Here is an 11,917-nt window from a genome sequence, read left to right as displayed (position 1 = left end):
GGGTTCTGTTCCGTGGCCGCAGCCTGCTGCGGATCGGTGTTATCGAGCATGCGGGTGGATCTCCCGTCAGGCCCCCGGGCTCCGCATCCGGGCACGGCGCGGCACCGCTGGGTGGCCGGCATCGCGACGATGCCCGGACCGGACCCTTTGACGGTGCCGCCGCGCGGACGCGAGGCCGCACAGGGGCTCGTAGTCTCGCTCGGCGCCCCGCGCTCGGCGGGGTGTCGAAAGTCTTCTGGTCTGACCAGTCTTCTGAGGTTTTCCCAAGCTGCGCCGTCCCCCAACCCCGGGTGGCTCCCGGACGGGGTCCCGGACCGGCCGACCTTCCTGGTCGGCAGGCCCCGGGTGGCAGGCCTGCGCTGCGACGACGCTCGCTCCCCTGGGGAGCCGCGGGAACCCTGGAGGACCGTCGGGCCCAGTGAGGCACTGGGCCCGGCCTCCCCCCGCTAGGCGGGCGCGGTAGCGTGCGGGCCTGCGGTCGGCTCCGAGCCGACCGGGGCCGCGGCGCGGTCGAGCGCCAGCGGGTCGGTCACCGTGCCGGTCTCCTCGTCGAGCGGCCCCTGCGCCAGCCTGGTCACCTCTGCGGGGACCGGCGGCGCCAGGTCGGCCGTCGCACGGAGACCGGACAATACGTCGTCGGGTCGTACGGCGGGTGTGGCGTGTCGTACTACCAGGCGCAGTATCGCACAGGCACGGCCGGTCCGAACATCGCGGTCGGTTCCGGCCTCGCTGTCCGCACCGGCCTCGACCTGGACCGGGACGGCTTCCAGCGCCGCCACCGCGCCCCGCGCGTCAAAGACCCGCAGGCCGTTCTTGGTGCGGCGCTCGACCTCGACCCGCTCGGCGGCGAGGAAACGTGCGACCGCGTCGGCGGCCGTGTCCGGCTCGACGCCGTCCAGCCGGACCAGCCACTCGGAGGCCTCCAGGCGCTCCACGAAGTTCGGCGTCCGCACCTCGACCGCGTCGATCACGTCCAGGCCCGTCGGCAGCGACTCGTCCAGCTGCGCCCGCAGCTGCTCGGGGTCGCGGACAGCGGCCAGGCCGATCTCCAGGTACTCCGCCTCGCTCGCCACCCCGGTCGGGGCCGCGTTGGCGTAGGAAACCTTCGGGTGCGGGGTGAAGCCGGCCGAGTAGGCCATCGGAACGGCGGACCGGCGCAGGGCGCGCTCGAAGGCGCGCTGGAAGTCGCGGTGGCTGGTGAAGCGGAGCCGGCCGCGCTTGGTGTAGCGGAGACGAATCCGCTGCACCGTCGGCGCGGGCGGCGGACCGTCGGGCGTACGGCGTGCCAGGGTCGCTCAGTCCTTAGTCAGTTGTCCCCGTCCGGCGTGGCGTCTTCCCGTCACTGTCCGGACTCTGTCACCTCAAAGGGTACGCGCCCCGCCACCCCCCTCGCTCCGCCCCTGGTCAGAGCCGGTCCTCAGTCGACATTGAGGTCTTCGTCACATGCGGGGGCCGGGGCGGCGGCCGCCCGGTCAGAGAGAAGGATTCCCCCGCCGGATCAGTCCGGCGGGGGAATCCTCGATGGCGCTCAGGGGCTACTTGTTGACGACCGTCAGGGGGAGCATCTTCTTGCCGGTGGGGCCGATCTGGATGTGGGTGTCCATCTGCGGGCACACGCCGCAGTCGAAGCACGGGGTCCAGCGGCAGTCGTCGACCTCGACCTCCTCCAGGGCGTCCTGCCAGTCCTCCCAGAGCCAGTCCTTGTCGAGGCCGCTGTCCAGGTGGTCCCAGGGCAGCACCTCCTCGTAGGAGCGCTCGCGGGTGGTGTACCAGTCGACGTCGACGCCGGTGCCGGCCAGGGCCTTGTCGGCGCAGGCCATCCATCGGTCGTACGAGAAGTACTCGCGCCAGCCGTCGAAGCGGCCGCCGTCCTCGTAGACCTCGCGGATGATCGCACCGACCCGGCGGTCGCCGCGGGAGAGCAGGCCCTCGACGATGCCCGGCTTGCCGTCGTGGTAGCGGTAGCCGATGTTCTTGCCGTACTTGCGGTCGCCGCGGATCGAGTCGCGCAGCTTGGCGAGGCGGGCGTCGGTGGCCTCGGCGGACAGCTGCGGGGCCCACTGGAACGGGGTGTGCGGCTTGGGCACGAACCCGCCGATGGAGACGGTGCAGCGGATGTCGTTCTGGCCGGTGACCTCGCGGCCCTTCTGGATGACGTTCTTCGCCATCTCGCCGATCTGGAGCACGTCCTCGTCGGTCTCGGTGGGCAGGCCGCACATGAAGTACAGCTTCACCTGGCGCCAGCCGTTGCCGTACGCGGTGGCGACGGTGCGGATCAGGTCCTCCTCCGACACCATCTTGTTGATCACCTTGCGCATGCGCTCGCTGCCGCCCTCGGGGGCGAAGGTGAGGCCCGAGCGGCGCCCGTTGCGGGACAGCTCGTTGGCGAGGTCGATGTTGAAGGCGTCGACGCGGGTGGACGGCAGCGACAGGCCGATCTTGTCCTCGGTGTACCGGTCCGCCAGGCCCTTGGCGATCTCGCCGATCTCGGTGTGGTCGGCGCTGGACAGCGACAGCAGGCCGACCTCCTCGAAGCCGGTCGCCTTCAGCCCGCGCTCCACCATCTCGCCGATGCCGGTGATGCTTCGCTCCCGCACGGGGCGCGTGATCATGCCGGCCTGGCAGAAGCGGCAGCCGCGGGTGCAGCCGCGGAAGATCTCCACGGACATCCGCTCGTGCACCGTCTCCGCGAGCGGGACCAGCGGCTGCTTCGGGTACGGCCACTCGTCCAGGTCCATCACGGTGTGCTTGGACACCCGCCACGGCACGCCCGGGGCGTTCGGCACCACGCGGCCGATCCGGCCGTCGGCCAGGTACTCCACGTCGTAGAACTTCGGGACGTACACCCCGCCGGTGCGGGCCAGGCGCAGCAGCAGCTCGTCCCGGCCGCCCGGGCGGCCCTCGGCCTTCCAGGCGCGGATGATGTCGGTGATGTCGAGCACGGCCTGCTCGCCGTCGCCGACCACCGCCGCGTCCAGGAAGTCCGCGATCGGCTCCGGGTTGAAGGCCGCGTGGCCGCCGGCCAGGACGATCGGGTGCTCGTCGGTGCGGTCCTTGGCCTCCAGCGGGATGCCGGCGAGGTCGAGCGCGGTCAGCATGTTGGTGTAGCCGAGCTCGGTGGAGAACGAGAGGCCGAACACGTCGAAGGCCTTCACCGGGCGGTGGGCGTCCACGGTGAACTGCGGGACGTCGTGCTCGCGCATCAGCGCCTCAAGGTCCGGCCAGACGCTGTAGGTGCGCTCGGCGAGCACACCCTCGCGCTCGTTCAGCACCTCGTAGAGGATCATGACGCCCTGGTTGGGCAGGCCGACCTCGTAGGCGTCGGGGTACATCAGCGCCCAACGGACGTCGCAGGCGTCCCAGTCCTTGACGGTCGAGTTCAGCTCGCCGCCGACGTACTGGATCGGCTTCTGGACGTGCGGGAGGAGGGCCTCCAGGCGTGGGAAGACCGATTCGACAGTCATGTACTAGGAACCCTTACGACGTGATTCGGTGCCGCGAGTCGGCACGGGAGGGGTGACCCTCAAGGGTAGCCCAATCCGGGGAACGGGCCGTCTGCCCCGGATCGCGGGCCCTCCGCGCTCCGGCGCGACCCGGACGGCCGGTGTCCGCCCGCACCCGCCGCCGTCCGCCGGTCTCCGCCCGCGCCCGCCCGCGCCCGCTGGTGCCCGCCCCGGCACGCGCGGTGCGCGCCCGCCGGCCGGTGCTGTCCGCCGTTGACACGCCCGGACGGCCCGTGCGGTACTGACAGGGCTCCGCCAAAGACATCTGCACCCCTTCCGGACAAGGAAGTTGAGTCGTACGCTCGGCCCTCGTCGGTTTTCCGGCCGGCGTGCCCCTCCCTCTCCACGGACCGCCCCAGCACGGCCCCGTCCGCCCCCTCCAGGCCCCGTCCCGTCCCCGCGCGGCCGCCGTCCCCGGCCCGCGGTGCCCGCCCTCGCCCCCGCCCTCGTCCCCCGCACGCCGTGCCCGGCGGCGCACCCGCACGCCTGCGCCCCGGCGGCCGTACGACCGGCGCAAGGAGAACCATGACCGACACCGGTCGGTGGATCCGCCCCCTCCGGACCCTCGACACCCGGCCGGCCCGCTACCCCACGCCGGCCCAGGCCGAGTCCGCCGCGCGGCGGCTCGCGCTGCGGCACCCGGACCGCTGCCGGCTGCGCGAGGTGGGCCGCTCCCGGGCCGGACGCCCGCTGATGCTGCTCTCCGTGGACCGCGGGCCGCGCGCGGTGCTGGTGGTCGGCGGCCCGCACCCCAACGAGCCGATCGGCACCGCCGGGACCGTGCGGCTCGCCGAGGTGCTGCTGGACCGCCCCGCCTGCCCCGGCCTCTCCTGGCACCTGCTGCTCTGCCTCGACCCGGACGGCGCCGCGCTCAACGCCGGCTGGCTGGACGGTCCGCTCACCATGCGGCGCCACTACGAGCACTTCTTCCGCCCCTCCTTCGAGGAGCAGCCCGAGCTGCTGCCCGCCCCCGGCTGCGGCCGGCCGCCGATGCCGGAGAGCCTGGCGCTGACCGGCCTGATCGACGAGCTGCGTCCGTTCCTCCAGTGCTCGCTGCACGGGGTGGACTTCGGCGGCGCGTTCGTCCAGCTGACCCGCCCCGTCCGGGGCCTGGCCGGGCGCTTCGCCCGCTCCGCGGAACGGGCCGGCGTCCCGCTCGACGTGGACTCCTACGACGCGATCGGCTGGACCAGCCCGGACCCCGGCACCTACCTGATGCCGGCCCCGGGCGCCGGGGGCTCCCGGGCCCTGCCGGACGAGCCGGAGCTGTCCACCTGGTCGTACGCGGCCCGGTACGGCGCGGTCACCGCCGTGCTGGAGGTCCCGATGTGGGCCGTCGACGCGGTCGGCGACGCCCGCCCCCACCCGGCCGGCGCCCAGGCCCTCGCGGCGGCCGCCCGCGACCTCACCGCGCGCACCGAGGAGCTCGCCGCCCTGCTCCCGGGCGTCCCCGCGCACCGGCACGAGGCGTACGGCCCGCTGCTGCGCACCGCCGAGTCCAGCCTGGCGGTCGCCCCGCGGGTGGCCGAGGAGTGGCTGGATCGCTGGGGCGCCGAGCCGCTCACCGCCTCCCGGGTGACCACCGCCGGGCTGGTCGCGGCCCGGGTGCCGCTGCGGGTCGCGTCGATCCTGCTGCGGCTGCTCGCCGACGTCCGCGGCCCCGCCGCGGAGGCCGCCCGCGACCGCGCCCGCGCCGTCGTCACCGACTGTCTGGACCGGCTGCGCCACCGCTTCGGCGCCCGCTGGGTCCCCGTCCAGGAGCAACTCGCCCACCAGACCCGCGCCGTCCTCACCACCGCCGACTGCCTGCGCTGACCCGACCCGCCGGCGGAGGTGGGTGCCGCGCGGCCCCGCGGGGTGCGCGGGGTGTGCTCAGCGGTGGAATCGCGCTGCCCGGTGCGGGTGTTGGGGCGGGGGACGGGATGCGGGCGGCGGCGGAGGGTGGGGCGGGTGGCGGGGAATTCGGGGGAGGCCGGGGGGCGGTCGGTGGCCGGGCGGGTGTTCGCGGTGCTGGAGGCGTTCGACGGGGAGCGGGAGTCACTGCGGCTGGCCGAGATCGCGCGGCAGGCCGGACTGCCGGCGCCGACGGCGCTGCGGATGGTGCGGGAGCTCGTCGCCTGGGGTGCGCTGGAGCGGCAGCGGGACGGCGGGTACCGGCTGGGGCGGCGGCTGTGGGCGCTGGGGGCGTTGGCGCCGTGCCTGCGCCGGATCCGGGAGCTGGCGCAGCCGGCCCTGCAGGAGCTGCACGAGCGGACCGGGCAGACCGCGCTGGTGGCGGCGCTGGACGGCCGTTCGGCGCTGCTGCTGGACCGGCTGCCGGGTGCGGCGGTGCAGTCCTCGCCGTTCCAGGTGCGGGTGGGCGGGCGGATGGACCTGCACGCCACGGCGGTGGGCCGGGTGCTGCTGGCGTACGCGCCGCAGGCGCTGGTCCGGGAGGTGACGGCGGGTCTGTCCGCGGCGGGCGCGCGGCACACCCGGTACACGGTGGTGGCGCCGGGCCGGCTGGCCCGGGAGCTGGCGGCGGTGCGGCGCGGGGGCGTCGGGTACGCGCGGCGGGAGATGCAGCCGGCGTACGGGGCGGCGGCGGTGCCGGTGTTCCATCCGGACGGTTCGCTGCTGGCCGCGCTGGGGCTGGTGGTGGCCTCGCCGGTGGATCCGGCCCGGTACGAGGGGCGGTTGCGCGAGGCGGGGCGGCTGATGGCGGACGAGGTCGCGCGCTCGGTGGCGGCGCAGGGGGCGCGCCCCATCGGATGACGCGTTCCACTGGATGGAACGCCGTGGTGGCCGGGAACTGCCGGTAGCGGGCACCCTGGTGCGCGAAACGGGCGGACGCGCAGGCATCGGAGGCCGCAGTGCACAGCAGCGGTGGCAGGATCCCGGCCGTGCGGGTCGTCGCCCCGTCGGCGGACGGTCCGGCCCGCCGCGGCCGATGTCGCACTCTCGACCGCGCCCGTGGCACCGGCGTGCCCGGCGCCCTGTTCCACACCTGGGCCTGAGGCCGGATCAGGGCCCGACACAGGCCCGACACAGGGCCCGACGACGGATCCGGCACCTGATCCGAAGCCAGGTCCGGCGGCCGATCCGGCGCCCGGCCCGCTCCCGGGCCGGCCGACGGCCTGACCCGGGCGACACCCCGCCCGATCCGTTCCTCCCCCTCTCCCCCGCCCCGTCGTGCGCGCCCGCGCCCGGTGGCGGTCCCGTACGCCCTCCACCGGCAACACCAAGGAGTCACCCATGCCCAGCAGACCCGTGCCCGCCGCCCGGCGCACCCCCCGTCCGTTCGCCGTCCCCTCGGCCGTGCCCGCCGCCGGCCTGGCGGCCGTGCTGCTCGCGGGCTGCTCCTCGGCCGGTCCGGCCGGGCCGGGCGCGGGCGCCGAAGGGGCTCCGGTGCGCGGCGGCACCCTGAAGTACGCCGTGGCGGTCGGCACGTCCTGCCTGGACCCGCACGTCAGCCCCGGCGACGTGACGGCGGTGATCCAGCGCAACGTCTTCGACTCGCTGGTGTACCTGGACGACAAGGGTGCCTTCCACCCGTGGCTGGCGAAGTCCTGGCAGATCTCACCGGACGCCAGGACGTACACCTTCCGACTGCGCGAGGGCGTCACCTTCCACGACGGCACGGCGTTCGACGCGGCCGCGGTGAAGGCCAACCTCGACCACATCAAGGACCCGAGGACCAAGTCGCTGTACGCGGCCAGCCTGCTCGGCCCGTACACCGGCGCGGAGGTGGTCGATCCGCACACCGTCCGGGTGTCCTTCGCCGAGCCGTACGTGCCGTTCCTGCAGGCGGCGGCCACCCCGTACCTGGGCATCGCCTCGCCGAAGTCGCTGGCGGAGAAGGCGGACCGGCTGTGCGCGGGCGGTGCGGACTCGGTGGGCACCGGGCCGTTCAAGGAGACCGAGTACGTCAAGAACGACCACGTCGAGTTCAAGCGCAACGACGCCTACGCGTGGGCCCCGGAGGGCGCCGCGAACCAGGGCGCGCCGTACCTGGACGGGCTGACGATCCGCTTCCTGCCCGAGGACTCGGTCCGCTCCGGTGCGCTGACCAGCCGGCAGGTGGACGCGGCCACGCTGCCGGTCACCGCGGTGCGCACGGTGCGGGCGGCAGCCGGCATCGAGGTGACCCGCACGCAGAACCCCGGCGTCGTCTACTCGCTGTTCCTGAACACCACGCGGGGGCCGTTGCAGGACGAGCGGGTGCGCCGGGCCGTCCAGCGGTCGGTGGACGTGGAAGCGCTGGTCAAGAGCATCTACTTCGGCGAGTACGAGCGCGCCTGGAGCCCGCTCAGCCCGACGACCCCGGCAGCGTACGAGGCCGGGCTGAAGGACGCCCTGCCGCACGACGCCGCGGCGGCCGGCCGGCTGCTCGACGAGGCCGGCTGGAGCGCCAAGGACGCGGACGGCTACCGGGTGAAGGACGGCAGGCGGCTGACCCTGCACTGGCCTTACGTCGCCTCGCTGGTGCGCGACCAGCGCGACACCCTGGCGGCGGGCATCCAGGCCGATCTGAAGAAGGCCGGGATCGAGCTGGTGCGCGACCCGATCGACAACGGCACCTACTTCAAGATCTACGCGAGCGGCGACTACGACCTGTGGGACAACTCCTGGGTACGGGCCGACCCGGCGATCCTGGCGGGCTTCTACCTCAGCGCCAACACCCCGGCGACGGGCGGCCAGAACGTGTCGCTCAGCAAGGACCCGGAGCTCGACGGCTGGCTGACGGCGGGCGCGGCGACCACCGATCCGGCGACCCGCAAGGCGAGCTACACCAAGGCCGAGCGGTGGGCGGTGGAGCACGGCACGGTGCTGCCGCTGTACGTGACCACCAACCTGATCGGGCACTCGCAGCTCGTCCGGGGCCTGGCGTTCGACGCGAACGCCTGGCCGCAGTTCGCCGGCGTCTGGAAGACCAGGTGACGCGCGTGGCCCGCGCGGTGCTGCACCGGCTGGGCGGCGCGGTCCTGGTGCTCTGGGGCGCGGCCACCCTGGGGTTCCTGGCGCTGCACCTGGTGCCCGGCGACCCGGTGTCGACCCTGCTCGGCGGCTCGGTGACCACCGGCTCGGCGGCCGTCCGGGCCGAGATCACCCGGGAGTTCGGGCTGGACCGTCCGCTGTTCGCGCAGTACCTGACCTACCTCGGCCGGCTGCTGGGCGGCGACCTCGGCCGCTCGTACCAGCAGCAGCAGCCGGTGAGCAGGATCATCGGCGAGCAGCTGGGGCCGACCGCGGCGCTCGCGCTGACGGCCTTCGGGCTGATCCTGCTGTTCGCCCTGGTGTCCGCGGTGACCACGGCCGGGCGGCGGCGGGCGGTGCGCGGCGCGGCGTCCGGGGCGGAGCTGCTGGCGATCTCCACCCCTCCGTTCTGGCTGGGCGTCCTGCTGCTCACGCTGTTCTCGTTCCACCTGCGGCTGTTCCCGGTCGCCGGGGCGCAGGGCTGGGAGTCGCTGGTGCTGCCGGCGGTGACCCTGGCGGTGCCGTTCGGCTCGTTGCTCTCGCAGGTGCTGCGCGAGGGCCTGGAGTCGGCGCTGCACGAGCCGTTCGCGCTGACCGCGCGCTCGCGCGGGATCGGTCCGCTGGCGCTGCGCGGCCGGCACGCGCTGCGGCACGCGCTGGTGCCGGCGGTCACGCTGGGCGGCTGGCTGGTGGGCGGGCTGCTGGGCGGGACGGTCCTGGTGGAGACGGTGTTCGCCCGCCCGGGGCTCGGCCGGGTGGCGCTGGACGCGGTCACCGGGCACGACCTGCCGGTGGTGATCGGGCTGATCCTGCTGTCCGCCGCGGTCTACCTGGTGGTGAACACCGTGGTGGACGCGCTCTACCTGCTGATCGACCCCCGGCTGCGCGGCGCCGGCCGGCTGCGGGAGGTGGCGGCATGACCGGCTCCGCGGTGCGGGCACCCGTTCCCGGGCCGGCCGCCCGGGCGGTGCGTTCGGGTGGTGGGCGGGCCGCCCGGGTGCGGCCCGGGGCGCTGCTCGCCGCGCTGGTCCTGGCGGCGGCGGTACTCGCCTGCGCCTGGCCCGGGCTGCTCGCGCACGCCGACCCGACGGCGGCCGACCCGGTCGCCGCGCTCACCCCGCCCGGGTCCGAACACTGGCTGGGCACCGACCAGTTGGGCCGGGACGTGTACGCCCGGGTGGTGCACGGCGCCCGGTACTCGCTGCTGATCGGGCTCGGCGCGACCGCCCTGTCGGTCCTGGCGGGCCTGCTGGTCGGCCTGCCGGCCGCGCTGTCCGGCCGGGTCGGCGACCAGGTGGCGATGCGCGCGGTGGACGTCCTGCTGGCGCTGCCCGAACTGCTGCTCGCGCTGCTGGTGATCGCGGTGGTGGGCCCGGGCACCGGCAATGCGCTGCTGGCCATCGCGATCGCGGCCACCCCCGGCTTCGCCCGGCTGGTGCGCGGGCAGGCGATGGTGGTGCGCGGCTCGGAGTACGTGCGCGCCGCGACGGCGCTCGGGGTGCCGCGGACGGCCGTGGTGCTGCGGCACGTGCTGCCGAACACGCTGGGGCCGCTGACGGTGCCCGCCACGCTGGCCGTCGGCACCGCCGTGGTCTCGGGCTCGGCGCTCAGCTTCCTCGGCCTCGGGCCCAAGGCGCCCGCCCCGGAGTGGGGGGCGATGCTCTCCCAGGGCCGCGACTTCCTGTCCACCGCCTGGTGGATCGCGGTGTTCCCGGGGGCCGCCATCACCGCGGTGGTGGTCGCGATCACCGTGCTCGGCCGACAGTTGCACCGCCACCTGGAAGGACGGACACCATGAGCCCGCTCATCGAACTGGAGGGCCTGAACGTCGAGTTCGGCCACGGCAGACGGCGGACCACGGCGGTGGCCGGGGTGTCGCTGTCGCTGTCGGCGGGCGAGTGCCTGGCACTGGTCGGCGAGTCCGGCTCGGGCAAGAGCGTCACGGCCCGGACGCTGGTCGGGCTGACCGCGCCCGGAGCCGCCGTACGGGCCGAGCGGTTCCTGGTCGAGGGCCGGGACGCCGCCGCCTTCTCCGAGCGGGAGTGGCGCCGGGTGCGCGGCCGGACGGTCGGGCTGGTGCTCCAGGACGCACTGTCCGCGCTGGACCCGCTGCGCCGGGTGGGCGCCGAGGTGGGTGAGCCGCTGCTCGCCCACCGGGTTCTGCCGAAGGCCGAAGTTCCGGCCCGGGTCGAGGAGTTGCTGCGCGACGTCGGGGTGCCGGAGCCGGCCGAGCGGGCCCGGCAGTACCCGCACCAGCTCTCCGGCGGGCTGCGCCAGCGGGCGCTGATCGCCTCCGCGCTGGCGGCCGGACCGCGGGTGCTGGTCGCGGACGAGCCGACCACCGCGCTGGACGTCACCGTGCAGGCCCAGGTGCTGGATCTGCTGGGCGAGTTGAAGGCCGAGGGGACGGCCCTGCTGCTGATCAGCCACGACCTGGCGGTGGTGGCCCGGCTGGCGGACCGGATCGCGGTGATGAAGGACGGCCGGATCGTGGAGAGCGGCCCGGCCGAGCGGGTGCTGGGCGCGCCCGAGCACCCGTACACCCGGATGCTGCTGGCCGCCGCCCCCGATCCGAGCCGCCCGGCCCCCTCCCCCGCGGCGGTCGACGAGGACGACGAGGAGAAGGGCCGGCTCCTCACCGCCCGGGGCCTGGTGAAGCGCTACCGCACCCCGGACGGCGGCCTGCGGGAGGCCGTCGCCGACGTCTCGTTCGGGCTCGCCCCCGGCGAGACCCTCGGCATCGTCGGCGAGTCCGGCTCCGGCAAGAGCACCACCGCCCAGCTGGTGACGGGCATGCTGGCCCCGGACGCCGGGGAGGTGCTGCTGGACGGCCGGCCGTGGAGCGCGCTGCCCGAGCGCGAGCGTCGTCCGGCCCGGCCCGCGGTGCAGCTGGTCCACCAGGACCCGCTGGCCTCCTTCGATCCGCGCTTCACGGTCCGGCGGATCCTGGCCGAGGCGCTGGCGGTCGCCGGGGTGGCCCGCGGCTCGGAGCGGCGGGAGCGGGCGGTCGAGCTGCTCACTCAGGTGGGCCTCGGCGAGCAGCACCTGGAGCGGCGGCCGCGCGGGCTGTCCGGCGGGCAGCGCCAGCGGGTGGCGATCGCCCGGGCGCTGGCCACCGGGCCGCGGCTGCTGGTCTGCGACGAGCCGGTGTCGGCGCTGGACGTCTCGGTGCAGGCGCAGGTGTTGGAGCTGCTGGCCCGGCTGCGGGCCGAGCTGGGCCTGGCGATGCTGTTCATCTCGCACGACCTCGCGGTGGTGCGGCAGGTGAGCGACCGGGTGCTGGTGATGAAGGACGGCCGGGCGGTCGAGTACGGCCCGGCCGAGCGGGTGTTCCGGTCGCCCGAGCACCCGTACACCCGGCAGCTGCTCGCGGCGGTGCCCCGGCTGCCCGCGCGGATCTCGGCGGCCTGACGGGCCCGGTACGCGGCGGTGCCCCGGCGGGAACGTCCCGTCGGGGC

At 75.1% G+C, this 11,917-nt stretch carries 8 protein-coding genes; 6 read left to right on the top strand and 2 right to left on the bottom strand.

Features of this window, described 5'->3' with window-relative positions:
- Positions 1-446 precede the first annotated feature (446 nt).
- A complete protein-coding gene (locus ACFU7Y_RS28500; RefSeq protein ID WP_380770091.1) occupies positions 447-1,247 on the bottom strand; it encodes a TIGR03936 family radical SAM-associated protein in 801 nt (266 codons plus the stop codon).
- 288 nt (positions 1,248-1,535) lie between these two features.
- Positions 1,536-3,464: a TIGR03960 family B12-binding radical SAM protein gene (locus tag ACFU7Y_RS28495; protein WP_224284821.1), complete on the bottom strand. Its 1,929-nt coding sequence runs from the start codon at positions 3,462-3,464 to the stop codon at positions 1,536-1,538.
- 564 nt (positions 3,465-4,028) lie between these two features.
- Here ACFU7Y_RS28495 and ACFU7Y_RS28490 point away from each other — a divergent pair.
- From ACFU7Y_RS28490 to ACFU7Y_RS28465, 6 genes are all read left to right on the top strand, one after another.
- The gene (locus tag ACFU7Y_RS28490) at positions 4,029-5,318 is read left to right on the top strand and encodes a M14 family zinc carboxypeptidase (protein WP_380770090.1); all 1,290 of its coding nucleotides are present in this window, start codon (positions 4,029-4,031) and stop codon (positions 5,316-5,318) included.
- A gap of 135 nt (positions 5,319-5,453) precedes the next feature.
- Positions 5,454-6,257, top strand: a complete 804-nt coding sequence (locus ACFU7Y_RS28485) for an IclR family transcriptional regulator (RefSeq protein WP_224285414.1) — start codon at positions 5,454-5,456, stop codon at positions 6,255-6,257.
- Between the two features lie 480 nt (positions 6,258-6,737).
- Positions 6,738-8,423, top strand: a complete 1,686-nt coding sequence (locus tag ACFU7Y_RS28480) for an ABC transporter substrate-binding protein (RefSeq protein ID WP_380770089.1) — start codon at positions 6,738-6,740, stop codon at positions 8,421-8,423.
- Positions 8,420-9,379, top strand: a complete 960-nt coding sequence (locus tag ACFU7Y_RS28475; RefSeq protein ID WP_380770088.1) for an ABC transporter permease — start codon at positions 8,420-8,422, stop codon at positions 9,377-9,379. Before ACFU7Y_RS28480 ends, ACFU7Y_RS28475 begins: the two co-directional genes overlap by 4 nt.
- A complete protein-coding gene (locus tag ACFU7Y_RS28470) occupies positions 9,376-10,257 on the top strand; it encodes an ABC transporter permease (RefSeq protein ID WP_380770087.1) in 882 nt (293 codons plus the stop codon). Before ACFU7Y_RS28475 ends, ACFU7Y_RS28470 begins: the two co-directional genes overlap by 4 nt.
- On the top strand, positions 10,254-11,870 hold the full coding sequence (locus ACFU7Y_RS28465; RefSeq protein ID WP_224278996.1) for an ABC transporter ATP-binding protein: 1,617 nt from the start codon (positions 10,254-10,256) through the stop codon (positions 11,868-11,870). The genes ACFU7Y_RS28470 and ACFU7Y_RS28465 overlap by 4 nt, the downstream gene beginning before the upstream one ends.
- The last annotated feature ends 47 nt before the right edge of the window (positions 11,871-11,917 follow it).

The sequence above is a fragment of the Kitasatospora sp. NPDC057542 genome (assembly GCF_042801945.1).
Lineage (GTDB): Bacteria > Actinomycetota > Actinomycetes > Streptomycetales > Streptomycetaceae > Kitasatospora.
The sequence above is the reverse complement of the archived record's forward strand: the minus strand, read 5'-3'. Positions and strand labels throughout refer to the sequence as shown.

Bases quoted from the DNA above. Each gene is read 5' to 3' on its own strand.
- ACFU7Y_RS28495 (WP_224284821.1), bottom strand. From the start codon at position 3,464: ATGACTGTCGAATCGGTCTTCCCACGCCTGGAGGCCCTCCTCCCGCAC.
- ACFU7Y_RS28465 (WP_224278996.1), top strand. From the start codon at position 10,254: ATGAGCCCGCTCATCGAACTGGAGGGCCTGAACGTCGAGTTCGGCCAC.
- ACFU7Y_RS28470 (WP_380770087.1), top strand. From the start codon at position 9,376: ATGACCGGCTCCGCGGTGCGGGCACCCGTTCCCGGGCCGGCCGCCCGG.
- ACFU7Y_RS28480 (WP_380770089.1), top strand. From the start codon at position 6,738: ATGCCCAGCAGACCCGTGCCCGCCGCCCGGCGCACCCCCCGTCCGTTC.
- ACFU7Y_RS28490 (WP_380770090.1), top strand. From the start codon at position 4,029: ATGACCGACACCGGTCGGTGGATCCGCCCCCTCCGGACCCTCGACACC.